Consider the following 23538-nt stretch of genomic DNA (forward strand, 5'->3'; position numbering starts at 1 on the left):
CCTCAGGTGGCCAGCTCGGCCAGCCGCTCGAGCCACAGCAAATGGCTCCCGTCGTACGGCGCAGCGCCGGCCTCCACGGCCGCCCTGACCTCGTCCGCACTTGCCCGGGCCGCGGCGATCACGTCGGCCGGGTAGCCGAAGGACACCTGGTGCTCGAGGAACTCGTCCTCGTCGTCGATGAAGACCGAGCCGTCGAAGCGGCGGACCACGTCGAGGTCCAGGTCGACCGCACGCAAGAGGTCGCCCTCCCACTCCGCAGGCGTCGTGGCGTCGACATAGATCTGGACGTCGGAACCTGGGACACCAAGGTCGCCGGCAGCCGCCCAGAAGGTCGCCAGGTGCCACGGACGCTGCCCCTCGACCACCGCAGGGACCAGCCCGACGTGGTTGCGCTGCCCGATGAACTCGTGACCCGGTCGGGAGTACTGCGTCCCCGCCGGGAAGCCGAGCCACTCGCCGTGGTCGTCAGCTCCGAGGATCGTGGCTTCGTACTCCCAGTGCGGCCGGTCGCCCCACTTGCTCATCCGACAGCGGACACGGGTGCCGGGTGCACGGGTCATGCGGTCACGCTAGCGAGTGACGCGGGGGGCGATGCGGGCGACCACGTCCTGGTAGCGGGAGCCGGCGATCTTTGCGAAGTGGTGCAGCAGGTGGGCGTCGGCGCCGACGAGGACCCGGGCCTTGCCGGAGACGGCCCCCTTGAGGATGATCTCGGCGGCCTTGTCGGCCGTCATGCGCGCCAGCTTCTTCTCGAACACCGTCGTCAGCTTCGCGTGGTCCTCGCCGGTCGTCGTGCGGCCGTGGCGGACGATGCCGGTCCTGATCCCGCCGGGGTGGACGCAGGTCACGGTGACCGGGCGGCCGTTGATGAGCATCTCCTCCCGGAGCGCCTCGGTGAAGCCGCGGACGGCGTACTTCGTTGCGTTGTAGGCGGTCTGGCCGGGCATCGAGATCAGTCCGAAGAGCGAGGAGATGTTGACGAGCGCACCGTTGCCCGACGCGATGAGGTGCGGCAGGAACTCCTTGGTGCCGTGGACGACGCCGTTCAGGTTGACCCCGACGATCCAGTCGAAGTCGTCGTAGGTCATCTCCTCGAAGTCCCCGCTGACCGAGACCCCGGCGTTGTTGACGACGAGGTTGACGCGACCGAACTGACCGGCGACGGCGGTGGCCCACTGGGCCACTGCTTCCCGGTCGGAGACGTCGAGCACGTCGCTGCGGACCTCGGCACCGAGCGCCTTGACCATCTCGACGGTCTCGGCCAGGCCGTCGGCGTTCCAGTCGGAGAGGGCGAGCAGGGCTCCCTGCTCGGCGGCCAGCCGGGCCAGCGCGCGGCCGATGCCGGAGCCGGCTCCGCTGATGACGACGACTTTGTCCTGGACGCTCTCGAGGCTCATGCGCGGGCTCCTTCGGTCGTGCGGGCGGGTTCGAGGTCGTAGTGCTCCGCGTCAAAGCGAGCGAGGAGCTTGCGGAAGGAGATCGTGCTCCGCGGCCACAGCGTGGTGTTCTTGCCGTGCGCATCGAGATACCAGCTCGAGCATCCCCCCGCCGACCACACCGTGCGCTTCATCCGGCTCTGGAGGTTGGCGTTCCACTCGTCCTGGGCCTGTTGACGCGGCTCGATGGCGGCGTACTCGTGCGTCTTCATCGTCCGCAGCGCGTCGAGGACGTAGGCGATCTGCGACTCGATGATGAAGACCATCGAGGAGTGGCCCAGACCGGTGTTGGCCCCGACGAGCTGGAAGAGGTTGGGGAACCCGTGGGTCGTCGTGCCCTTGTAGGACGCCATACCGCGCTCTGCCCACACCTCGGCCAGGGATCTCCCGCCCCGGCCGTACAGGTGCTCGGCGATCGGCTGCTCGGTGGTCTGGAAGCCGGTCGCCACGACCAGGACGTCGATGGGTCGCTCGGTGCCGTCGGCGGTGACGACGGCGTCGCCGGTCACCTTGATGATCGGATCTGTCACCAGGTCGACGTTGTCGGCGGCGAGGGCGGGGTAGTAGGTGTTGGAGATCAGGATGCGCTTGCAGCCGATCTCGTAGGTCGGGGTGACCTTGGCGCGGAGCTCCGGGTCGTCGATGGCCTTGGCCATGTGGGCGAGGGCGATCTTCTTCGCCGGGGCCATCAGCTTCGGGTTCCAGACGAAACCGGGCACGTAGAGCTCGCGGCCGAGGTAGATGCCGGCGCGGTAGGCACGCTGGACGGCTGGGACGGTCTTGAACAGCAGGCGCTCCAGGCGGGTGTAGCGGCGGTCGTTGCGCGGCATGACGTACGGCGCAGTGCGCTGGTAGACGTCCAGGTGCGCCACGTCGGGGGCGATCGCCGGGACGATCTGGATGCTGGACGCGCCCGTGCCGATCACCGCGACCCGCTTGCCGGTGAGGTCGACATCGTGGCGCCAGCGCGCCGAGTGGAAGACCTCGCCCTGGAAGGTCTCGATGCCCTCGATCTCCGGCAGCTTCGGTGCCGAGAGCCCTCCGGACCCGGAGATGAGGGTCTTCGAGATGACCTCACCGCGAGTGGTGGTCACGTGCCAGCGCTGGTCGTCCTCGTCCCAGCGCGCGTCACTCAGCTCGGTGTCGAAGCAGAACCGGTCAAGCGTCCCGGACTCCTCCGCGACCGTGCGCAGGTAGGCCTCGATCTCCGGCTGCGGGGAGAACGACATCGACCAGTCCGGGTTGGGTGCGAACGAGAAGGAGTAGAGCTGGCTGGGGACGTCGCACGCCGCGCCGGGATAGCTGTTGGCGCGCCACGTGCCGCCGACGCCGCCGTCCTTCTCGATGACGAGGAAGTCGTCCTCGCCGGCTTCGGCCAACCTGATCGCCATACCGAGACCGGCGAAGCCCGCGCCGACGATCAGATGGTCGACCGTGGCCGGGAGCGTCCGCTGCTGTGTCATGGGGGGAGGCTATTGCGATTACTGAATATCCGTCAATAAGATGTGGTCGTGACCACGTCCGCTCGCACCAGGCTGGCTCCCGAGGCGCGGCGTCTCCAGCTGCTCGACCTCGGCGCGCGCCTGTTCGCGACCCATTCGGTCGAGGAGATCTCGATCGACCTGCTGGCGGAGGAGGCGGGGGTCTCCCGGGGTCTGCTCTACCACTACTTCGGCTCCAAGCAGGACTTCCGTGAGGCCGTCATCAGGCACGCGGTCGAGGACCTCGTCGCCCAGACCGCGCCCCCCGCGACCGGGGAGCCGATCGAGCGACTGGTCGTCTCGCTGGGGGTGTACGTCGACTACGTGCTCGCCAACCTGACCTGCTATCGCTCCCTCGTCCGCGCCGCCGCGGGGGGCACCGGCGAGGTGCAGGCGCTCTACGAGGAGGGACGCGCAGCGCTGACGGACCGCATCTTCCGCGAGGACAGCCTGGGCGAGGTCGTCACGGACACTCCACAGTCGCGGCTCGTCGTCCGCGGGTGGACGGCGATGGCCGAGGAGCTGGTGCTGGCCTGGTGCGACGACCCGTCAGGGATGACCCGCGACGAGCTCGTCGGAGTGCTGGCGTTGTCGCTGCCGGCCCTGGTCGACCTGGTCTGAACGGGGAATGGTCCAGACCAGGCCAACGGGGAGTCCTTCACCGCCTGGCCGATCACCGTGTCCAACCCTGCGGGTGGCGTCACGACGGGTTTGCGTCCGCAGGTGTGGGTGGTCTGCGCCCCGGCTCCTTGACAGCAGGGAGATCCTCAGGGCAGGTGCACTGCGACTGAGGTGTCCTCGTTGCTGGACTGCAGCACGATCCGTCCGCCGTGCGCGGTGACGATGGCGTCGACCAGCGCGAGACCCAGCCCGGCACCGCCGGTGCTCGTGCGCGCCTCGTCCGCGCGCACGAACCGCTCGAACGCATGGTCGGTGAGATGGGCGGGGAAGCCGGGACCGTCGTCGTGGACCACGAACCCGTCGGGTCGGCCGGTGACCGTCACCGTGGTGCCGGGCGGTGTGTGGTGGTGGGCGTTGGTCAGCAGGTTGGTCGCCACCTGGTGCAACCGGTGCGTGTCGCCACGTACCTCCACCGGCTCCTCGGGGAGCACGAGTCGCCAGACGTGCCCCGGCGCGCGTACCCGCGCATCGGCAACCGCCTCGAGCAACAGCTTGGTCAGGTCGACGATGTCGTCGGCCAGGGGCCGTCCCGAATCGAGCCGCGCAAGCAGAAGGAGGTCCTCCACCAAGGAGGTCATGCGAGCCGACTCCGACTCGACCTTCTCCAGCGCGGTCGCTGTGGCCTCGGGCTGGCGCCGCGCGAGCTCGGCGTAGCCCGCAATGGTGGCGAGCGGCGTCCGCAGCTCGTGCGAGGCGTCGGCCACGAACTGACGGACCTGCTGCTCGCTGCGCTGCCGGGCGGCCAACGAGGTCTCGACGTGGTCAAGGAGGATGTTGAGCGCGGCACCCACCTGTCCCACCTCGTTGCGCTCGTCGGTGAGCCGCGCGGGGACCCGGTCCCCGAGGTCGATCTCGCCCTCGGAGAGCGGCTGCTCCGCGACCCGGTGGGCGGTGGCGGCCACCTCCCGCAGTGGGGCGAGCTGGCGGCGTACGACGAAGGCGCCCAGCCCGGCCGCGACCAGGACCGAGAGGAGTCCCAGCACCGCCTCGGCGAGCACGAGTGCGCCGACCGACTCGTCGACGTCCTTGGTGGGTAACCCCACCACGACGACACGGTCCCCGACCTTGCCCTGTGCCACGCGATAGCGACCCACGCCGGGCAACGACACGTCGCGGACCCGTTGATCGACCTCCATCCGTCCCAGGACCTCGTAGGCCTCCTGGCTCAGGGATCGGGACTCGCCGGGACGATCACCCACCACGATCCCCTCGTGGCCGAGCTCTCCGGCGAACACCGCGACGAGGGTGCCGGGAGCCTGGTTGCGCAGGTCGGGCGTTCCCCGACCAGGGCCACCCGGTCCGGCGTCATCCAACCGGTGCAGGGTCTCGACCACGTCCGCGTCGAGGCGTTCGGTCAAGGCGTTCCTCATCACCAGCGTCGTCGCGACCCCGAGCAGGACGGCGACGAGGGCCACGAGTCCTACGGCCGTGATCACGAGGCGTGCCAGCAGGGTGTGCATCGACAAGGTCTTCATGTGCGCGGTTTCAGCACGTAGCCGGCGCCGCGCATGGTGTGGATCATCGGCTCGCGACCGGCGTCGATCTTCTTGCGCAGGTAGGAGATGTAGAGCTCGACCACGTTGGCCTGCCCGCCGAAGTCGTATTGCCAGACGCGGTCCAGGATCTGTGCCTTGCTGAGCACCCGGCGGGGGTTGCGCATCAGGAAGCGCAGCAGCTCGAACTCCGTCGCCGTCAGGCGGACCTCGTTGCCGTCGCGGAAGACCTCCCGACTGTCCTCGTCCAGGCTCAGGTCTCCGACGACCAGTACGTTGCGAGCGTCCGCGACGCTGGCACCGGACCGTCGCATCAGGGCGCGCAGACGAGCGACCACCTCCTCGAGGGAGAACGGCTTGGTGACGTAGTCGTCGCCCCCGGCGGTGAGTCCGGCGACGCGGTCCTCGACAGCGTCCTTGGCGGTGAGGAAGAGGACCGGTATGTCGGGCCGGGTGGCACGCATGCGCCGGAGCACCTCGAGGCCGTCGAAGTCGGGGAGCATGATGTCGAGCACGACCACGTCCGGCCCGACCTCGGCGGCTGCCGAGACGGCCTGCCGACCGGTGTGGACCATCGTGACCTGCCACCCCTCGTAGCGCAGGGCCATCGACAGCAGCTCGGCGATGTTGACCTCGTCGTCGACGACCAGCACGCGCACGGCAGTGCCGTCGTCCCTGGTCAGCTCCATAGGGCCCATCGTGCACACTCGCGCTGTGTGTTTGCTGTGAGGAGCGTGTCACGGACATCTGTGCCAGCTCATGGCCGGCTCACAGCGGGCTGACAGGTACGCCGGTCACGGTGTGGACATGACTGATGACAAGCACGACCCCACGCCCGAGACCGAGCCCATCCACGAGCACCACGAGCACCACGAGCACCACGAGCACCACGAGGCGACACGGCCTCCTCGCCGGGGCCTGCGGGACCGGTTCGCCGCCACCGGCGACCGCCTTCGCGGCACCCGAGGACTGGTGGCAGCCACCCTGGCGGCCCTGATCATCGGGGGCCTCGGCGGCGCCGCCATCCATGCGGCCGTCGAGGACGGCCACCACGACCGCGGGGAGTTCAGCCGCGGCGAGCACCCGAGGGGACCCCACGACGGTGATCATGGCGGCCCGGGAGTCCCCGGCCGCCTGCCGGGCATGCTCCCGCCCACGACTGTCCCTGAGGGCGGCTGACCCGACCCGACCGTGTGGGTCTGGTGCCCACCATTGGCGCCAGATCCACACGGTCGGCGCAAAGCGGGTTGCGGCGTAGGCGAGAATGGGAGGGTTGTGCAGATCTCCTACCCGCCCGCGCTGCCCGTCTCGGCACGACGCGTTGACATCGCGGCCGCCATCCGAGACCACCAGGTCGTCATTGTCGCGGGCGAGACCGGGTCGGGGAAGACCACCCAGCTGCCCAAGATCTGCCTCGAGCTCGGCCGCGGAGCCGGACCCGCCGAAGGTGGCAAGCTCATCGGCCACACCCAGCCCCGCCGGATCGCCGCGCGCAGCGTCGCCGAGCGCATCGCCGAGGAGCTCGGCACCGAGCTCGGCGACGTGGTCGGCTACCAGGTGCGGTTCCTGGACAAGACGTCGAGGAGCAGCCGGGTCAAGCTGATGACCGACGGCATCCTGCTGGCCGAGCTGCAGCGTGACCGTCAGCTGGAGAAGTACGACACGATCATCATCGACGAGGCCCACGAGCGCTCGCTCAACATCGACTTCCTCCTGGGCTACCTCAAGCGCCTGCTGCCCCGCAGGCCCGACCTCAAGATCATCATCACCAGCGCCACGATCGACGTGGAGCGGTTCGCCGAGCACTTCGCCGCACCCGTGGTCGAGGTGTCGGGGCGGACCTTCCCCGTGGAGATCCGCTATCGCCCATTGCTGGAGTTGCCGGAGGACGACGAGGAGGGCGAGCCGGTCCAGCGCGACCAGACCGAGGCGATCATCGCGGCCGTCCGGGAGCTGTCGGCCGAGGGCCCCGGCGACGTGCTGGTCTTCCTGCCGGGCGAGCGCGAGATCCGCGACACGGCCGACGCCCTCGAAGCGCTGAAGAGTGATCGGCTGGAGGTCGTGCCGCTCTACTCCCGGCTCTCCGCGGCCGAGCAGCACCGCGTCTTCTCGAGTCACCCCATGTCCGTACGTCGCGTCGTGCTCGCCACGAACGTCGCCGAGACCTCGCTGACCGTGCCCGGCATCCGCTACGTCATCGACACCGGCGTCGCGAGGATCTCGCGCTACTCGCTGCGCACCAAGGTGCAGCGCCTGCCGATCGAGCCCATCAGCCAGGCGAGCGCCAACCAACGGTCGGGTCGCTGCGGGCGGGTCGAGGCGGGCATCGCGATCCGGCTCTACGCCGAGGAGGACTTCGGGGGGCGCCCGGAGTTCACCGACCCCGAGATCCTGCGGACCAACCTCGCCAGCGTGATCCTGCAGATGACGTCGCTCGGACTCGGCGACATCGCCAGGTTCCCGTTCGTCGAGCCGCCCGACAAGCGCAACGTGCGCGCCGGGGTCGAGCTGCTCGAGGAGCTGGGCGCCGTGCAAGGGCCGACCCTGACCAAGCTCGGCAGACGGCTGGCTCGGCTCCCGATCGACCCACGCCTGGGCCGGATGATCCTGGAGGCGGACCGGCTCGGCTGCGTCCGGGAGGTGATCGTCATCGCCGCTGCCCTCAGCCTGCAGGACCCGCGCGAGCGTCCCGCGGAGAAGCAGGCGCAGGCCGACCAGCAGCATGCCCGCTTCAAGGACGAGACGTCCGACTTCCTCACCTGGCTCAACCTGTGGCGGCACATCAAGGAGCAGCAGCGTGAGCTCAGCTCGAGCGCCTTTCGGCGCATGTGCAAGCGCGAGTTCCTCAACTACCTGCGCGTGCGGGAGTGGCAGGACTTCGAGTCGCAGCTCCGCCAGGTCTGCAAGGAGATGAAGGTGGACGTCGGGCAACCCGCCGACACCCCGGACACGGACGGCATCCACCAGGCGCTGCTCTCCGGACTCCTCAGCCACATCGGTGCGCTCGAGGAGCGGGAGCGGTCGCGCCCGGGGGAGCGGAAGCCGATGCGCGAATACGTCGGCGCGCGTGGCGCGCGCTTCGCCATCTTCCCCGGCAGCGTGCTCAAGGGGAGCAGCCCGCCCTTCGTGATGGCCGGCGAGCTCGTGGAGACCGGTCGCCTGTGGGGTCGGCAGAACGCCGCGATCAAGCCGGAATGGGCCGAACGGCTCGGCAGCCACGTGGTCAAGCGCAGCTACTCGGAGCCGCACTGGTCGGCCAAGCGGGTCGCGGTCATGGCCTACGAGAAGGTCACGCTGTACGGCGTACCCATCATCGCCGACCGGCTGATCACCTACGGGCGGGTCGACCCGGCCCTGTCGCGCGAGCTCTTCATCCGGCACGCGCTCGTGCAGGGGGAGTGGCGCACCAGGCACGCCTTCTTCCATACCAACCGCGCGCTGGTGGAGGAGGCCGAGGAGCTCGAGCACCGGGCCAGGCGGCGCGACATCGTCGTGGACGAGGAGACGCTCTTCGACTTCTACGACGCCCGGGTCGGTGCCGATGTCGTCAGCGGCGCGCACTTCGACCAGTGGTGGAAGCGGGAGCGTCGCGAGCGTCCCGATCTGCTCACCTTCGACCCCCAGATGCTCACCCATGCCACCGCCGAGGAGATCCGGGCCGCGGACTTCCCGACGAGCTGGCACGACTCCGACGAGGCCGGGCTCACCTTCCCCATCAGCTATCACTTCGAGCCGGGCGCGGACGAGGACGGACTCACCATCGAGGTGCCGGTGGCCACGCTCAACCGGGTCGAGGCTGCCGACTTCTCGTGGCTGGTGCCGGGGCTGCGCGAGGAGCTGGTCACCGAGCTCATCCGCAGCCTGCCCAAGAACCTCCGGGTCAACTTCGTCCCAGCACCCAACACTGCCCGGGAGTTCCTCGCGGCCGTGCCGGCGGGGGCCGAGCCCCTGCTCGACGCCCTCGAGCGCTACCTCCTCTCCACCAAGGGGGTGGTGGTCCCCCGTGAGGCCTGGGACTGGAGCAGGGTGCCCTCGCACCTGCAACCGACCTTCCGCGTGGTCGACGAGGAGGGCCAGGAGGCGGCCAAGGGCAAGGACCTCGAGTCGCTGAAGGCACCGCTGCGACCCAGCCTCGAGCGCGCGATCGCCGACGTCGCCGCCGACTCCGGCATCTTGGCCACCGGACAGACCTCGTGGACGTTCGGCAACCTCGAGGAGTCCTTTGTCCAGCGCCGAGCGGGCCACGAGGTGCGCGGCTTCCCGGCGCTCGTCGACGAGGGCAGCACCGTCGGGGTGCGGGTCTGTCCCTCTGCCGAGGAGGCCGCGGCGTGGCACCGGTCAGGCCTGACCCGGCTGCTCCTGCTCGCCCTGGGGCCGGCACCGACCCCTGAGTCACTCGGGCTCGACCAACGCAGCAGGCTCGCGCTGGTCGCGTCGCCGTACCCGACGGTCCTCGAGCTGCTCGACGACGTCCGCGCAGCCGTGGTGGGGGACCTGGTGGATGCCCGACCGCCCGTGCGTGACGAGGCGGCGTACGCCGCACTGCTGGCCCTCGCCGGGGAGCAGCACGCCGCCTCGGTGCTGGCGACCACCCACGATGTGCTGCGCGTGCTCGAGGAATGGCGAGCAGTGGACAAGGTCCTGTCGGGGCGGGCCGAGCTCACGACCCTGCCGGCACTGACCGACATGAAGTCGCAGGTAGAGCGGCTGATGTCGCGCGGCTTCATCGGCCAGGCCGGAGCCGCACAGCTCAGGCAGTATCCCCGCTACCTCAAGGCGGTCCGGCACCGCCGGGAACGGCTCGACGAGCAGGTCGCGCGCGATCGTCAGCTGATGGACCAGATGGCCCACCTGCAGGACGCGTGGCTGCACCAGGTCGCCGCCCTCCCTGCCGGTCGGCCACTGAGTGCCGGCCAGCGCGCCGTGCGGTGGCTGCTGGAGGAATATCGGGTGTCCCTGTGGGCGCAGCACCTCGGGACGTCGGGGACGGTCAGCGACCAGCGGATCCGCAAGGCACTCGCGGCCGCCCAGTAGAGACTCGCGCAGCAGAGACTCGCCGGACCGGGAGCGCCTCACGGCGCGTGGCCGCTCGAAGCGGCTTCATTTGGGACCCGGGGCTGCCGCGGTCCGGCGAGCTCCAAGGAGAGTTTACGTCGCTTTCGTGATCACGCCAGCGAATCGCGGAGCTCGAGGTGCCCCGCCGCCTCGAGCTGCTCGGCGAGGGTGAGCATCCTCACGGTCTCGACGTGGTTCGAGCTCCTCAGCACGGCCCGGCCCGCTGCCACGACGCGGGCGAAGGCGGCCGCCCGGAGCAGGGTGACCGCGAAGTCGCCACCGGCGATGCCGCGCAGGACCTGGTCGACCATCGCCTTCAGCTCCTCGGGTCCCGGCGGGTCGGCGACACCGGCGACCACGCGCGCGACCTGGGCGCGTTCGTACCCGGCGTCGTACTCCGCTGCGACGACGGACGGCGCGCGGTGCACCCATGCCCGGAGCACGTAGAGCCGCCAGAGGCAACCGGCCAGCGTGTCCGCCGGGGCACCGGACCAGACGTCCGCCAGCGTCTCGAGGCCCTCGGTGTCGGCGAGGTGCAGCACGCGCTCCGCGAGCCCGTCGTCATCGGTTCCCTGCGCTCCTCGGACGAGGAGGGTGGCTGCCAGGTCGCCGGCCTCCCGGATCGCGGCCGGGTCAGCTCCTCCGGTGATGTCCTCGAAGAACGCGGCGCCGGGCACGGCGGGGCGGTGGTGTCGCGGTGCGGAGGAGTCGGCCACCGGTCCACTGTAGGAGCAACTCCTATGCTCGGCGGCATGCAGAAGCTCAGGCAGCGCATCGCCCGCCTCCTCTCCGGCCAGACCACGACCCCGGTGCCTGCGGTGACCGACACCTACGCCCCTGAGATCGACGGCGCGCCGGACCCGGGGGAGGTCGTCTGGGCCTGGGTGCCCTACGAGGACGATCCTTCGCAGGGCAAGGACCGGCCAGTGCTGGTGCTGCGGGCCGAGGGGGAGGGCTGGAGCGGGCTCTACCTGAGCAGTCAGGACCACGACCGCGATGCCGCGGACGAGGCGCGCCACGGTCGCTACTGGATGGACGTCGGCACGGGCGGCTGGGACTCGCAGGGCCGGCCGAGCGAGGTCCGCCTCGATCGCCGGATCACGTTGACGCGGGACGGTGTACGCCGCGAGGGTGCCGCACTCGACGCCGCCCTCTTCGCCCAGGTGGTCGACGCCGCTGGACGCCACGGCGGGACATGACGTCCGGCCGACTAGGGTTTGTCGGGCAATCACGACGTCGACGGGAGCGGAGCGGGATGAGACGGGGGCTGGCAGCCACGACCGTGGGGGTGGTGCTGAGCCTGGGCCTGGCGGCCTGCTCAGCGGACGAACCGACGCCGCCGAAGGGCTCTCCATCGACGTCCAAACCCAACGACGGGCCCCGCAGGCTGACCTTCGGTGCCTTCGGGCACCCCGACGAGCTCAAGGCGTTCGAGCAGGTCGTCGACTCCTTCAACGCCTCGTCCCAGACCCGCAAGGTCGAGCTGATCACCTGGCGCGACCAGCAGGAGGCGCTCGACGCCGTCCTCGGCGGCGAGGTCCCCGACGTGTTCATGACGTCGCGGAGCGACCTCTACGAGATCGCGGAGAGCGAGTCCACCCGCCCGGTGAGCCTGCTCCTCGACGAACGCGGAGTCGACTTCGGCGACCGCTACTCCCGCGACGCGCTCGAGGCGTTCTCCTACGACGACGAGCTCCAGTGCATGCCCTACTCCGTCTCGCCGATGGTCATCTACTACAACGACGACCTGATCGACTTCGCGAAGATGGAGCGTCGCGATCTCGACGTGCCCGTCGACGCCGAGGGCGAGCTCACCGATCGCTGGACCATCGAGGAGTTCGCGGCGGCTGCCGAGTTCGCGACGCGAAGACGCAACGTGGACGCCGTGTGGATCGAGCCGACTCTGAGCGGCTTGGCTCCTTTCATCTACTCCGGCGAGGGCCAGGTCCTCGACGACCAGACCGAGCCGACCTCCCTCGCCTTCTCCGACGACGGCACACGCGCTGCGCTCGAGCAGACCCTGGCGATCCTGCGCGACGCGACCCTGACGCCGAGTCCCAACGAGTTGCGCAAGGCCACCGCCCTCCAGCTGTTCAAGCGCGGGAAGCTGGCGATGGTGGCCGGCTACCGCGACCTCGTCCCTGAGCTGCGTGCGGTGGAGAGACTGTCCTTCGACACGATCTCCATGCCCGTCATCGAGACTCCGGCGACCGTGGGCGACGCCGACGGACTGTGCATCAGCGCAGAGACCGAGGACGTCAACGACGCGGCGGACTTCCTGGCCTACGCCGTCTCCGACGCTGCGATCGACATCGTCACCCGAACGGGCTACATCGTGCCGGCCAACACCGAGGTCGCGGGGTCGGAGGCGTTCCTGTGGCCCGGCCGTGAGCCCGCCCACGCGTCGGTCTTCAACGCCGCCATCCGCGGCATGGTGGTCCCGCCCCTGCTCCCCGACCGGCCCGAGCTCGACGAGGCCGTCGCGCCCCTGGTGGAGGGCCTGGTGATGAGCCCGGGAATCCTCGAGCTCGACGCCGCGACCGAGGAGATCGATCTCGTCTCCCAGACGATCCTGGACCCCGAGTCGGTGACGGAGTCGCCGTCGGAGTCCGCGACCGAGTAGGCCTCAGTCCGCCTCGACCTCGGCTTCAACCTCGGGTTCGACGTCCCCGGCGAGCACCGCACCGGTCAGGGCACCCGTGACGAGCGCGACCTGCCAGGGCCGGGCGCCGTACGACAGGAGCTGCCCGCGCAGCTCATCGGCGAGCTCGGCCGGCTCCCGCGTCTCGGGTGGGGTCCACATCGCGCGGCGCACGAAGTCGGGAGTCAGGAGGTTCTCGACCGGCAGGTGGTGGTCCTGTGCCAACCGGAGCATGGAGGCCCGCGCGGCCTTGAACCGACGATCAGCCGCGACGTCCCGCTCGGCCCACATGCGCGGGTGTGGCGGGCCGTCCTGGCGCGGTGCGCGCAAGGGGAGGTCCTCCTCGGGCATCGCGAGCACGGCCTCGAGCGCCGAGAGCCAGATACGGGAATAGCGGTCGGCGCCGCGGCCGTGGAAGCCCGGGGTGCTCATCAGTGCCGCCTTGTCGATGGGCAGGGCGCTGGCTGCGGCGACGATCGCGGCATCGGGGATGACTCGACCGGGAGTCACGTCGCGCCTGGCGGCGATCTCGTCGCGGGCCTCCCACAGCGCCTTGGCAGCGGCCAGGGAACGCCGGCTCCGCAGGCGATGGACGCCGGAGGTACGTCGCCAGGCGTCCTGTCGGACGGCCGGCTCGAAGTCCAGCAGGTGCTCGAACTCCTGGCGGGCCCATTCGTCCTTGCCGGCCCCGGCGAGCTCGGTGAGCATCAGCTCGCGGAGCTCGAGCAGCACCTCGACGTCGAGGGCGGCGTAGTCGAGCCAGGCCTTCGGCAGCGGGCGCGTCGACCAGTCGGCCGCCGAGTGCTCCTTGCGCATGCGTTGGCCCAGCAGCGTCTCGACGAGCGTCGCCAGGCCCACCCTCGGATAGCCGAGGAGTCGACCCGCGAGCTCGGTGTCGAAGAGGGCCGCCGGCCTGAGGCCGACCTCGCGCAGGCACACGAGGTCCTGGGAGGCCGCGTGCAGGATCCACTCGGTGTCGCCCAGCGCCTCCTGCAGGGGGCTGAGGTCGTCGAAGGCGATCGGGTCGATGAGCCAGGTCCCCGCGCCCTCGCGTCGCAGCTGGATCAGGTAGGCCCGCGCGGAGTAGCGGTAGCCCGAGGCGCGCTCGGCATCAATGGCGACCGGTCCCGAAGCAGCACCGAGGGCGGCGCAGGCCGCCGTGAGGCCCTCCTCGGTGTCGACGATCGTAGGCAGCCCGTCGCGGAGGGTGAGCAGCGGAGCAGGGGGTGCCTCAACGGCCTCATCGGCCTCGTCGGCGTCGTCGGCGTCGTCGGGGATCTCGTCGGGGATCTCGTCGGGGGACTCGCTCGCGGCCCCGGTCTCGTCGGTCGTCGTCGTGCCCATCGTCAGGAGCCGCGCTGGCCGCGCCGGCTCGGGATTGCCGTGACACCCTCCGGCACCGGCGGCAGACCGGCGGCAGTGCACAGCAGCTCAGCCCACGCCTCGACGTGCGGGGCGAGGTCGAGGCCTGCCTCGGGGTCGGTGGCGATGGGGGTCCACGACGCCCGGACCTCGATCTGGGCGGACGAGTCGTCCTCGGCCATCCCCCCGAAGCTTTCGGTGGCCACGCACGTGACAGTGCCCGAAGCCGCGCCGTACGACGCGCCGTGCGCCGCCAACGCCTCGGTCAGCCAGGACCAGCCGACCCCGGCGAGCATGGGGTCGTTCGCCAGCTCGGGGTCGATCTCCGCTCGTGCATAGGCCACGCAGCGGAAGGTGCCGTCCCACGCGTCGTTGCCTGCTGGGTCGTGCAGCAGGATGATCCGGCCGGTGCCGAGGTCCTCGTCATCGACGGTGACGTCGGCGGAGAGTGCCGAGGAGAAGGGTGCGATGCGTTGGGGCGCGGGCATCTCCTCGCAGAACACCTCAGGGCGCAAGGCGGCCGTGTTCATGCTCTCGACGGCTGCGCGGAACTCCGCGGGGCCGGCGGCACCCGTCCCCGGGTGCGTCTCGTGACGCGCCACCATGGCTCCACAGTAGGTCAGGGGCGGTCAATGGCGATGTGCCGCCACGCCGCCTGACCTGCGAAGATTCGACGCGTGACAACTCCCGCAGACGCTCGGCTCGACGACTCGGCCTTCCTGGCCGCCGCCCGTGGCGAGAAGCCGAGCCACACGCCGGTGTGGTTCATGCGGCAGGCGGGTCGCTCGCTGCCCGAATACCTCAAGCTCCGCGAGGGTGTCGGGATGCTCGAGTCGTGCATGGACGCCGACCTCGTCACCGAGATCACCCTGCAGCCCGTACGCCGCTACGGCGTCGACGCCGCCATCTTCTTCTCCGACATCGTGCTGCCGTTGAGGGCCGTGGGGCTCGACCTCGACATCGTCCCGGGCATCGGCCCGGTCGTGGCGTCCCCGGTCCGCACGCTGGCCGACGTCGCCGCCATCGCGGACCTGACCCCTGAGCACGTCCCCTTCATCACGCGAGCCGTGCAGCAGCTCACGGCCGAGCTGGGTGGCACGCCCCTGATCGGCTTTGCCGGGGCTCCCTTCACGGTGGCGTCCTACCTCGTCGAGGGCGGTCCGTCCAAGGAGCACGCGAAGACCAAGGCGATGATGTTCGGCGCCCCCGACGTCTGGGACGCCCTCATGCGCAAGATCGCCGGGATCGCGGAGGGATACCTTCGCGTCCAGGTGGAGGCCGGCGCCAGCGCCGTACAGCTCTTCGACTCCTGGGCCGGCGCCCTCACCCCGACCGACTACCAGCAGCACGTGATGCCGCACTCGGCGCGCGTCCTGGCCGCGGCCGGCAAGCTGGGGGTCCCGCGGATCCACTTCGGAGTCGGCACCACCAACCTGCTCTCCCTGATGGGCGAGGCAGGTGCCGACGTCGTGGGCATCGACTGGCGCACTCCCCTCGCCGAGGGCATCGCCCGCGTCGGCGACCGTGCCGTGCAGGGAAACCTCGACCCGACACTCGTCTTCGCCCCCACCGACGTGATGACGTCCCGAGCGGCCGAGATCATCGAGGCGGGCAGGGCGGCCAAGGGGCACGTCTTCAACCTGGGCCACGGGGTCATCCCGTCCACCGATCCGGGACAGCTCAAGGCCCTGACCGAGTTCGTGCAGGCCTATCCGCTCAAAGGCCCCGTCTAGGCCCCTCTAGGCCTGCTGGTCCTTGGCAGCGACCTTCTTGGCCCCACGGGTCCGGGTGGTGACGGTGACGGTCGGTGTGGCAACAGCCGGTGGCGTCGCTTCGGTCGGCGGGGCGGGCGACTCCGCGACCTTGGCCGGCCGTGCGGATCTCGTGGTCTTCTTCACGGCCGGGGCGGCTGCGCTGGGCGCCTTCTTCTCGGCCGGCGCAGCGGACTTCGCCGTCTTCTTCACTGCGGGCGCGGCTGCCTTCGCCGTCTTCTTCTCGGCCGGCGGCGTGGACTTCGGCGACCTGCGCGCCGACTGCTTGCCCTTGAGCTGGATCAGGGTGTCGTTGCCCTCGCCCGTCGTGAGGAGGTAGGGCTGCTCCTTGACCAGCGAGCTCAGGTTCTCGTGCCCGAACGACCGGGTGTTGAAGGACGGGTGCGTACGCCGCAGGTGCTGGCCCAGCGGCCCGAGCCGGGCCCAGCCGTCATCGCCTGATTGCGCATTGACGGCCTTGGTGAGCGCACTCTGCAGGTTGATGCTGGGCAGGGCTCCCGGCTCTTCCTCGGCTGCTTCCTGGTCCACCGGCTCGGCGATGACCTCATCCCCGCGCAGCGTCTCGAGGTGGACGAACTTGTCGCAGGCGTTGGCGAACCCGGCCGGGGTCTTGGCCTCGCCCATGCCGTGCACGAACTTCCCACCCGCGCGCAGTCGCATGGCCAGGCTCGCGAAGTCGCAGTCGCTCGACACCAGCGCGAAGCCCTCGACGTTGTCGGCGTAGAGCAGGTCCATCGCGTCGATGATCATCGCCGAGTCGGTGGAGTTCTTGCGGGTGGTCAGCGCGTGCTGGTGCATGGCCTGGAGCCCGAGCGGGTTGAGCTTGCGGGTCCAGCCGGCGAGGTGGGTCGAGGACCAGTCGCCGTACACCCGTCTGATCGTGGGGTTGCCGTCCCGCGCGATCTCGTCGAGAAGAGCCTCGGCGAACTTGGGCGAGGTGTTGTCGGCGTCGATGAGGACGGCGATCCGGACCGAGGAGGGAGAGTCTGACTGCACCCTGCGACCCTAGCGGCGAGCGTCCCGGGTCACGACGTGGCGGGCTGCTTCGGCTGCCGGCGCCGGGCGGTACGGCGGACGAGGAGCCACATCGGCACCCCGAAGACCGCCAGCACGATGGCGAAGGGGAGCAGCGCGCCGATGATGGTGGCCATCGCGGAGGCGAACGCCCCGAGTGCCTTCATGCCGCCCTTGAGACCGACGAGGAAGCCGGCCGGCTCATCCTTCTTCTCCTTCTTCTTCTCCACCTCGTCGGCGTGCTTGCGCTCGATGTCGATGGTGATCGTGGAGTAGCTCGTCTGGTCGGAGAGCCAGGCCTGCTGTGACTTCAAGGAATCCAGCTCGCTCTGGCGCTGGGTCAGCTGGGACTCGATCCAGACGATGTCCTTGAGCGACCTGGCGCGTGCCAGCAGCTGCTCGACGCGGCGCAGGCTGCCCTCCTGGGCCCGCACCCGCACGTCGGTGTCGATCACCTGGGTGGTGACGTCCTCGCTGGCGAGCTGGGAGCGCCGCAGCGCGGCCGACTCCTCGAGGGCGAGCAGGGTGGCAGCGAACGAGCTCGACGGCACCCGGATGACCAGCCGGGAGTACGTCGCAACGCCCTCGTCGTCGGTCTCGGTGTTCTCCTCGCTGATCGTGCCCTGCTTGACGTCGACGATGCGCTGCACGTCGCGCCTGGTCTTGGCCACGTCGTCGCTGATCAGCGACACCGTGCCGGTGGAGATGACGTGCCGCTGGATCGGGGCTGTCTGGAGGGCGGTGCGCGTGCTCGTGACCGAGTCCGATTCCGTGTCCGATTCAGGTGCTTCGGCCTTGGTGGCGTCGTTGCCTCCCGATGGGGCCCCGAAGGAGCGCTCGCCGCCGTCCTCGGCTGACAGCTCGGACATGGCGTCCCCACTCCCGGCGCTGCTGTCTTCGCTGTCTGCGGACGAGCAGGCGGCCAGGGTGGCCGTCATGGTGAGGGCGACGACCAGGCCGGCCGTGCGGCCACCTGCCAGGAACCGGGTGAGTGTCATGAACCCTCGGACGGGACCGCTGCATCATGTGGTTCCGCACACTCGCCCGCTGTGACCGAACTGTGATGGCGGTCGTGCCAGAGTTGTCACCGTGAGGCATGACGTCGTGGTGGTCGGGGGCGGGATCGCTGGACTGACCGCCGCCCGGTGCCTGTCGGCCGCCCACGACGTGCTCGTCCTGGAGGGCTCGCCTGTCATCGGCGGCAAGCTGCGGCTCGCGTCGGTCGCCGGCGTGAGCGTCGACGTGGGGGCCGAGGCGATGCTGAACCGTCGGCCGGAGGGCGTGGCCCTGGCGCGCGAGCTCGGCCTCGAGGTGGTGCACCCCTCGCTGGCAACCTCCCGCATCTTCTCCCGCGGGGCGCTGCGGCCGTTGCCGCGCTCGCTGATGGGAGTGCCCTTCGACGTCGATGAGGTGGCGGCTTCCGGCGTGCTCTCGGAGGCGGGCCTTGCCCGACTCCGTGCCGAGGACGTGACCGCCGTCGACCAGGACGTCTCCGTGGGCGATCTCGTGGCAGACCGGCTCGGGGACGAGGTCGTGGACCGTCTGGTCGAGCCGTTGCTCGGTGGCGTCTATGCCGGTCGCGCCCGACACCTGTCCGCAGCCGCGGCTGTGCCGCAGCTGCTGCAGATGGCGCGGCGCGGGCTGCTGCTCGAGCAGGCGGCGGGCCTGCCCCGCAGTGACGTCCCCGTCTTCGCCGGTCTCCCGGGCGGAATGGGACGGTTGCCGGCGGTGGTGGCGGCGGGCCTCCAGGTCCGTACGGACGCGCCGGTGCGCGAGCTCGGTCGTGACGGCGACGGCTGGGTCCTCACCCTCGGGTCGGCACACAGACCGGAGACCGTCCTGGCCCGGCGGGTCGTCCTCGCCCTCCCGGCGGCCCCAGCCGGTCGTCTGCTAGCAGGCATCGCGCCGTACGTCGATGCGATCGAGTCGGCCAGCGTGGCTGTCGTGACGCTCGCCTTCTCGCGCGCGGCAGTCGAGCACCTCTCGGGCCTCTCGGGCTTCCTGGTGCCCCCGGTCGAGCAGCGGGGCATCAAGGCCAGCACGTTCTCCTTCGCGAAGTGGGACTGGGTGCGGGACGCCGGCGGCGAGCACGCGATCCTGCGCACGTCCCTGGGACGGATGGGGGAGGAGCGGACGTTGCAGGCGAGCGACGAAGCGCTGGTGGCCCGGTCGCTGGCCGAGCTCTCGGCGTTGGCCGGCATCAGCGCCGTACCCGTCGACACGCACGTGCAGCGATGGGGCGGCGGGCTGCCGCAGTACGCCGTCGGCCACGTCCTTCGGATGGAGCAGGTGCGCTCGTCGCTGCCGGCGGGCCTGGCCGTCTGCGGGGCCTGGTGTGACGGAGTCGGCATCCCGGCGGTGATCGCCTCGGCCCGTCGGGCGGCGGCCGATGTCGTCCGGGCACAATGAGCGGTATGGCGACGAAGGCAGCGCAGCTCAAGGAGCTCAACGACACCATCCGCTACACGATGTGGTCGGTGTTCAAGCTCCGAGACGTCCTGGGCGACGCGGATCGCTCCGGCGAGGCCACCGACCTCGAGGCTTTCTTCGAGGTGCTGGCCGAACAGGACGTGGTGGTCCGTGGGGTGTACGACGTCAGCGGTCTGCGAGCCGACGCCGACGTCATGGTGTGGTGGCACGCGGAGGACTCGGAGGCCCTGCAGGCCGCCTACAACGCCTTCCGGCGCACGTCCTTCGGTGGCCGCCTCGAGCCGGTGTGGTCGCAGATGGCCCTGCACCGGCCCGCCGAGTTCAACAAGTCCCACATCCCGGCGTTCCTGGCCGACGAGGAGCCGCGCGCCCACATCTGCGTCTATCCCTTCGTCCGCTCCTACGAGTGGTATCTCCTCGAGGACTCCGAGCGTCGCGCCATGCTGGCCGAGCACGGTCAGATGGCCCGCGGCTACGCCGATGTCCGCGCCAACACCGTCGCCTCCTTCGCCCTCGGTGACTACGAGTGGATGCTCGCGTTCGAGGCCGACGAGCTGCACCGGATCGTGGACCTGATGCGCGACCTGCGTGCCTCGACGGCTCGTCGCCACGTGCGTGAAGAGGTTCCCTTCTACACCGGCGCGCGCGTCTCGCCCGCGGATCTGCTCGCTCGCCTGCCTTGACCGGGCATAGTGGGCCGTGTCCGACCCGGAGACGGCAGAACCAGGGGAACCAGCGGTGCGCACTGATCGTCGTACTCCCATGAAACGAACCTTCGTCGCGCTTGCTGCACTGCTCGCACTCTCCGCGTGCAGCACCGAGGAGCAGATGGTCGGGGTCGACGGCGACGCCGACCCGTCAGCCGGCGCGGAGCCGGCGGCCGCGGGCCAGCCCACGTCGGCGCCGGCGGCCGATGGCCCGGTGGCCACCGCCGGGTTGGTGACGGTGCTCGACGACGGGGACGGACCAGAGCTCTGCACCAACGTCGCGGAGTCGTTGCCGCCGCAGTGCTCAGGCAGCCCGATCGCGGGGTGGGACTGGGCAGCACACCCCGAGCACGAGGACCAGTCCGGCACCAAGTGGGGGACCTTCGCGCTCAGGGGCACCTTCGACGGCACGACGTTCACCGTGACCGAGGCGATCCCTGCGGCGTTGTACGACGCGGCCCCCGCGCCGGCCGAGCCGGACTTCGAGACTCCCTGCGAGGAACCAGCCGGCGGCTGGACGATGGTCGATCCGGCCACCACGACTCAGGAGTCGACGGATGCCACCTTCACCGCGGCCAGCCGGTTGCCCGGCTACGCAGGAGCGTGGATCGACCAGTCCATCGACGAGGCCGACGAGCCCGCTCCGGGTGAGGCGGAGGCCAACGACCCGACGTCCATGATCATCAACGTCGCCGTCACCGAGGACGCAGCGGCCGCCGAGGCGACCCTGCGCGAGACCTGGGGCGGTGCCCTGTGCGTGAGCGAGGCCGCCTACACCGAGTCCGAGCTCAACGAGATCGCGATGGACCTCCAGGCACTCCCCGGCGCCACGTCGTCCTGGGCGGCGGACGACGTCGTGCACATCGGCGTGCTCCATGACGACGGTTCGTTGCAGGCGTGGGTGGACGAGACGTACGGCGAGGGCCGCGTCGAGGTCAGCGCGACCCTGGTGCCCGCGGGCTGAGGCTCAGACTGCGTCTCACTCCGTGGGGATCGACACGAACTCGAGGGTCCCGGACTCGCTGAAGACGAGGGTCCGGATGTCGAGCGGGGCATGGACCCCTTGGGCGACTGCGGGGTAGGTGACCAGCACGCCGGAGGGGCTCGACTCCCGGGACAGCTGGTAGGGCACCCCGTCGGCCGTGACGAACATGTGGGTGAAGGGCTTGACCAGCGCTCGACCCAGGTGCACGGAGGCGCTGGGAGGATCGGGGGTGAACCTCACCAGCTGGAGGTGACCGGCCGGCGGGACCGGGACCTCCACCGGGGTCCCGGCCGAGACGTGGGACTCACCCGATGACTCCGGGGTGCCGCACCGGTTCCGGCTCTTGGCGAGCAGGGTCCAGATCCCCTCGGCATGCGTGACGCGGTAGTGGCACGAGAGCGCCAGCTGGTAGCGAGGGGAGTCCCACAGCGGGTTGCGGCCGTCGATGGGCACCGCGGCGTGCCGCAGGACCCGCTGTCGGGCCGGCGCCTCACGCATAGCGGCGGCGTTGAGCCCGTCGAGCGCAGGCGTGTAGGCGGAGTACAGCTGGAAGACCGGCGCGGGTCGCCAGTCCAGCCCATAGGCCCACGCGGTCGACGCCTCGGAGGGCTCGATCGACACCGGCTTGTCCTGCACCTTCTCGAGCAGGGACGGCGGCAGCTGGTGCGAAGCGATCATCGCTGCCCGCGCGGCTTCGAGCCGGTCGGTCTGGTGCTCGGCTGACGTCAGCACGTCGAGGTCGGTTCGCCAGCGGTCGGCTGCGCCGGCAGGGTCGGGTCCGGTGAGGATGCCGATCGGGTCGGTGAGCGCCGCGACCAAGGAGGCAGCAGTCAGCGCTGCCCCGGTCGCAGCAAGCCACGAGCCCCACCGGCTCGTGCCGACGATCCCGACGAACAGGGAGATCAGGATCACGAAGTAGACGACCTCGTGGATGGGGTCGTGCCGGGTGAAGGCGGACTTGAAGGCGAACCCGCCGGCGACGCCCAGGACGAGGAGCACACCGACCTGGAGCCGACGCGGCAGGTGACGGAGACCGGGCACGGCAGCGGCGAGCACCAGGAGTCCCAGCAGGACAGCCACGACGTAGGGCCTGGCCGGAGCGTCGGGGAACTCGAAGCCCATCGCCTCCGGGTAGCCGGACGTCAGGTCGAGACTTCCGCGGACCCACGCGCCCAGGTGCGACAGGGACTGTCCACGTGCCAGCCATGCGACACACATCATGGCGACGAACCCACCGGCGGCAGAGGCCCCCACAGTGACGAAGCGACGCAGGCCTCCCAGCCGGGTCGTCGTCAGCACGGCCAGGGCCGTCAGGGCGCAGAGCGCGATGCCGTTGGAGAACTTCACCTGGATCACGACCGCGGCCAGGGCTCCGAGGCAGGCGACCCGGATCAACCCTGTCCTGGGTCGCTCCGAGATCTTCGGGTCGAGGGCGTGGAACAAGACGTACTGCGCCGTGATGGCGACCGTCAGCGCTGACAGCTCACTGGCCGAGACCAGCACCACGAAGGCGGTCGTCACGGGGGCGGCGACCCACAGTGGCCAGACGCGCGTCAGGCTGCGGGTCGAGACGACCCACAGGGCCGTGATCACGCACACCCTGGCCAGGAGCGCCACCGCGAACATGGACCTGTCAGTGATCATCGGATGGTCGAGAAATCCCCACGGACCGTAGGTGAAGAGGATGTCGCGTCCGAACTGCAGGTCCTCGAACGTGTTCATCGCCAGCCGCCAGCTCGGGTCCAGGCCGGGTACGGGCACGGGTCCCCCGAGCGGCACGCTGAACAGCAGCGTTGCGATGAGGAAGCTGAGGCCGACCAGCCGACGAGGTGTCGTCCGGGTCGAGTCGCAGAGCTGGAGCACGTCAGCGCTCGCAGACGGTGAACGGGGAGCCGGGCGCGAGGTCGACCAGGAGCTCGACGTCCGCCGCTGTCACGCCGAGGTGCACCTCGGTGGTGTTGCCGACGAAGCGCGGTACGGGCTCGCTCGTGACACCTGCGTCCCGCAGTCGCACGTTGGTGCGGACCAGTCCGAGGACGCCGGAGCCGACCATCCCCACCTGGAAGGACCAGAGCATGTTCTCGGCGCCGGCGCACAGGAAGACCATGACGGTGGTGACGCCCATCGCGATCCACGGCTGCACCCCGCTTCGGCGCAGCAGGAGGAACAGCAGGATGCACGCCGCCGCGTGCGCCAGGATCGGCAGGATCGCGAACACCAGGTAGTGCTCGAGCCCGACCACCGAGAACACCGCCCGGTAGATCAGGATCGGGACGGTGCTCCAGTGCTCGTTGTGCGGCAGCATGAGGGCGTCGACCCCCCGCCGTTGCGAGATGCTCCGCTCGAGCAGGGACATCCAGTCGTCGCCGAAGAACCGCTGGCGCGCCTGGGACAGCAGGAACACCGAACCGACCAGGACGACCGCGATGGTGGTGACGAGGGGCAACCGCGCCCGGAGGTGCTGCACGGGTTGCCCGGGGA

General features: G+C 70.3%; 21 protein-coding genes. 9 read left to right on the forward strand and 12 right to left on the reverse strand.

Annotation, left to right across the window (positions count from 1 at the left end):
* Window positions 1–2 precede the first annotated feature (2 nt).
* The 3 genes from JWN68_RS06775 to JWN68_RS06785 are packed head-to-tail and all read right to left on the reverse strand — an operon-like array spanning window position 3 to window position 2899.
* Entirely contained in the window at window positions 3–560 is a 558-nt protein-coding gene (locus tag JWN68_RS06775) for a DUF402 domain-containing protein (RefSeq protein ID WP_297736527.1), read from the reverse strand.
* 9 nt (window positions 561–569) lie between these two features.
* Window positions 570–1397, reverse strand: coding sequence for an SDR family NAD(P)-dependent oxidoreductase (locus JWN68_RS06780; protein WP_297736530.1), 828 nt, complete (start codon window positions 1395–1397; stop codon window positions 570–572).
* Entirely contained in the window at window positions 1394–2899 is a 1506-nt protein-coding gene (locus JWN68_RS06785; RefSeq protein ID WP_297736533.1) for an NAD(P)/FAD-dependent oxidoreductase, read from the reverse strand. The genes JWN68_RS06780 and JWN68_RS06785 overlap by 4 nt, the downstream gene beginning before the upstream one ends.
* Before the next feature lie 48 nt (window positions 2900–2947).
* Between JWN68_RS06785 and JWN68_RS06790 the strand changes: the two genes are divergently transcribed.
* Window positions 2948–3538, forward strand: coding sequence for a TetR/AcrR family transcriptional regulator (locus tag JWN68_RS06790; protein WP_297736536.1), 591 nt, complete (start codon window positions 2948–2950; stop codon window positions 3536–3538).
* Window positions 3539–3684: 146 nt separating this feature from the next.
* On the opposite strand, the gene JWN68_RS06795 is transcribed toward JWN68_RS06790, so the two are convergent.
* The gene (locus JWN68_RS06795) at window positions 3685–5073 is read right to left on the reverse strand and encodes a HAMP domain-containing sensor histidine kinase (RefSeq protein ID WP_297736539.1); all 1389 of its coding nucleotides are present in this window, start codon (window positions 5071–5073) and stop codon (window positions 3685–3687) included.
* Window positions 5070–5780, reverse strand: coding sequence for a response regulator transcription factor (locus tag JWN68_RS06800; RefSeq protein ID WP_297736541.1), 711 nt, complete (start codon window positions 5778–5780; stop codon window positions 5070–5072). The genes JWN68_RS06795 and JWN68_RS06800 overlap by 4 nt, the downstream gene beginning before the upstream one ends.
* A gap of 118 nt (window positions 5781–5898) precedes the next feature.
* Between JWN68_RS06800 and JWN68_RS06805 the strand changes: the two genes are divergently transcribed.
* On the forward strand, window positions 5899–6270 hold the full coding sequence (locus JWN68_RS06805) for a hypothetical protein (protein WP_297736543.1): 372 nt from the start codon (window positions 5899–5901) through the stop codon (window positions 6268–6270).
* 96 nt (window positions 6271–6366) lie between these two features.
* A complete protein-coding gene (gene hrpA, locus JWN68_RS06810) occupies window positions 6367–10125 on the forward strand; it encodes an ATP-dependent RNA helicase HrpA (protein ID WP_297736546.1) in 3759 nt (1252 codons plus the stop codon).
* 131 nt (window positions 10126–10256) lie between these two features.
* Here the strand turns inward: hrpA and JWN68_RS06815 are convergent, their stop codons facing one another.
* Entirely contained in the window at window positions 10257–10862 is a 606-nt protein-coding gene (locus tag JWN68_RS06815; protein ID WP_297736548.1) for a hypothetical protein, read from the reverse strand.
* Window positions 10863–10898: 36 nt separating this feature from the next.
* Here JWN68_RS06815 and JWN68_RS06820 point away from each other — a divergent pair, with 36 nt between their 5' ends.
* Together JWN68_RS06820 and JWN68_RS06825 are read left to right on the forward strand one after the other, a co-directional pair.
* Window positions 10899–11345, forward strand: coding sequence for a type II toxin-antitoxin system PemK/MazF family toxin (locus JWN68_RS06820; protein WP_297736550.1), 447 nt, complete (start codon window positions 10899–10901; stop codon window positions 11343–11345).
* Between the two features lie 56 nt (window positions 11346–11401).
* Window positions 11402–12769: an extracellular solute-binding protein gene (locus JWN68_RS06825; protein ID WP_297736553.1), complete on the forward strand. Its 1368-nt coding sequence runs from the start codon at window positions 11402–11404 to the stop codon at window positions 12767–12769.
* A gap of 3 nt (window positions 12770–12772) precedes the next feature.
* On the opposite strand, the gene JWN68_RS06830 is transcribed toward JWN68_RS06825, so the two are convergent.
* Both JWN68_RS06830 and JWN68_RS06835 read right to left on the reverse strand, forming a co-directional pair.
* The gene (locus JWN68_RS06830; protein ID WP_297736555.1) at window positions 12773–14131 is read right to left on the reverse strand and encodes an HRDC domain-containing protein; all 1359 of its coding nucleotides are present in this window, start codon (window positions 14129–14131) and stop codon (window positions 12773–12775) included.
* A 2-nt stretch (window positions 14132–14133) separates the two neighbouring features.
* Window positions 14134–14754: a DUF3000 domain-containing protein gene (locus JWN68_RS06835; protein WP_297736558.1), complete on the reverse strand. Its 621-nt coding sequence runs from the start codon at window positions 14752–14754 to the stop codon at window positions 14134–14136.
* Between the two features lie 72 nt (window positions 14755–14826).
* Here JWN68_RS06835 and hemE point away from each other — a divergent pair, with 72 nt between their 5' ends.
* Window positions 14827–15882 carry a uroporphyrinogen decarboxylase gene (gene hemE, locus JWN68_RS06840; RefSeq protein ID WP_297736561.1) on the forward strand — a complete coding sequence of 352 codons (1056 nt, stop codon included), beginning with the start codon at window positions 14827–14829 and terminating at the stop codon, window positions 15880–15882.
* A gap of 6 nt (window positions 15883–15888) precedes the next feature.
* On the opposite strand, the gene JWN68_RS06845 is transcribed toward hemE, so the two are convergent.
* On the reverse strand, window positions 15889–16917 hold the full coding sequence (locus JWN68_RS06845; protein WP_297736564.1) for an NYN domain-containing protein: 1029 nt from the start codon (window positions 16915–16917) through the stop codon (window positions 15889–15891).
* Between the two features lie 29 nt (window positions 16918–16946).
* Window positions 16947–17933 (reverse strand): DUF4349 domain-containing protein, encoded by a 987-nt coding sequence (locus JWN68_RS06850; RefSeq protein WP_297736567.1) that lies wholly within the window; start codon window positions 17931–17933, stop codon window positions 16947–16949.
* A gap of 91 nt (window positions 17934–18024) precedes the next feature.
* On the opposite strand from JWN68_RS06850, the gene hemG reads away from it, so the two are divergent.
* From hemG to JWN68_RS06865, 3 genes are all read left to right on the forward strand, one after another.
* Entirely contained in the window at window positions 18025–19344 is a 1320-nt protein-coding gene (gene hemG, locus JWN68_RS06855; protein ID WP_297736569.1) for a protoporphyrinogen oxidase, read from the forward strand.
* The gene (hemQ, locus tag JWN68_RS06860; RefSeq protein ID WP_297736572.1) at window positions 19341–20048 is read left to right on the forward strand and encodes a hydrogen peroxide-dependent heme synthase; all 708 of its coding nucleotides are present in this window, start codon (window positions 19341–19343) and stop codon (window positions 20046–20048) included. Before hemG ends, hemQ begins: the two co-directional genes overlap by 4 nt.
* Window positions 20049–20127: 79 nt before the next feature.
* Window positions 20128–21036 (forward strand): hypothetical protein, encoded by a 909-nt coding sequence (locus JWN68_RS06865; protein ID WP_297736576.1) that lies wholly within the window; start codon window positions 20128–20130, stop codon window positions 21034–21036.
* Between the two features lie 15 nt (window positions 21037–21051).
* Here the strand turns inward: JWN68_RS06865 and JWN68_RS06870 are convergent, their stop codons facing one another.
* Both JWN68_RS06870 and JWN68_RS06875 read right to left on the reverse strand, forming a co-directional pair.
* Window positions 21052–22920 (reverse strand): hypothetical protein, encoded by a 1869-nt coding sequence (locus tag JWN68_RS06870; protein ID WP_297736579.1) that lies wholly within the window; start codon window positions 22918–22920, stop codon window positions 21052–21054.
* Window position 22921: 1 nt separating this feature from the next.
* On the reverse strand, window positions 22922–23524 hold the full coding sequence (locus JWN68_RS06875) for a hypothetical protein (RefSeq protein ID WP_297736582.1): 603 nt from the start codon (window positions 23522–23524) through the stop codon (window positions 22922–22924).
* Window positions 23525–23538 lie beyond the last annotated feature (14 nt).

The organism is Nocardioides sp., from assembly GCF_025964975.1.
Taxonomy (GTDB): Bacteria; Actinomycetota; Actinomycetes; order Propionibacteriales; family Nocardioidaceae; genus Nocardioides.

What these genes read in the sequence shown, in the direction of transcription:
- JWN68_RS06825 (WP_297736553.1), top strand. Translation starts at nt 11,402, where the DNA reads ATGAGACGGGGGCTGGCAGCCACGACCGTGGGGGTGGTGCTGAGCCTG.
- JWN68_RS06800 (WP_297736541.1), bottom strand. Translation starts at nt 5,780, where the DNA reads ATGGAGCTGACCAGGGACGACGGCACTGCCGTGCGCGTGCTGGTCGTC.
- JWN68_RS06865 (WP_297736576.1), top strand. Translation starts at nt 20,128, where the DNA reads ATGAAACGAACCTTCGTCGCGCTTGCTGCACTGCTCGCACTCTCCGCG.
- JWN68_RS06850 (WP_297736567.1), bottom strand. Translation starts at nt 17,933, where the DNA reads ATGACACTCACCCGGTTCCTGGCAGGTGGCCGCACGGCCGGCCTGGTC.
- JWN68_RS06775 (WP_297736527.1), bottom strand. Translation starts at nt 560, where the DNA reads ATGACCCGTGCACCCGGCACCCGTGTCCGCTGTCGGATGAGCAAGTGG.
- JWN68_RS06780 (WP_297736530.1), bottom strand. Translation starts at nt 1,397, where the DNA reads ATGAGCCTCGAGAGCGTCCAGGACAAAGTCGTCGTCATCAGCGGAGCC.
- JWN68_RS06835 (WP_297736558.1), bottom strand. Translation starts at nt 14,754, where the DNA reads ATGGTGGCGCGTCACGAGACGCACCCGGGGACGGGTGCCGCCGGCCCC.
- JWN68_RS06805 (WP_297736543.1), top strand. Translation starts at nt 5,899, where the DNA reads ATGACTGATGACAAGCACGACCCCACGCCCGAGACCGAGCCCATCCAC.
- JWN68_RS06830 (WP_297736555.1), bottom strand. Translation starts at nt 14,131, where the DNA reads ATGGGCACGACGACGACCGACGAGACCGGGGCCGCGAGCGAGTCCCCC.
- JWN68_RS06820 (WP_297736550.1), top strand. Translation starts at nt 10,899, where the DNA reads ATGCAGAAGCTCAGGCAGCGCATCGCCCGCCTCCTCTCCGGCCAGACC.
- JWN68_RS06785 (WP_297736533.1), bottom strand. Translation starts at nt 2,899, where the DNA reads ATGACACAGCAGCGGACGCTCCCGGCCACGGTCGACCATCTGATCGTC.
- JWN68_RS06795 (WP_297736539.1), bottom strand. Translation starts at nt 5,073, where the DNA reads ATGAAGACCTTGTCGATGCACACCCTGCTGGCACGCCTCGTGATCACG.
- hemQ (WP_297736572.1), top strand. Translation starts at nt 19,341, where the DNA reads ATGAGCGGTATGGCGACGAAGGCAGCGCAGCTCAAGGAGCTCAACGAC.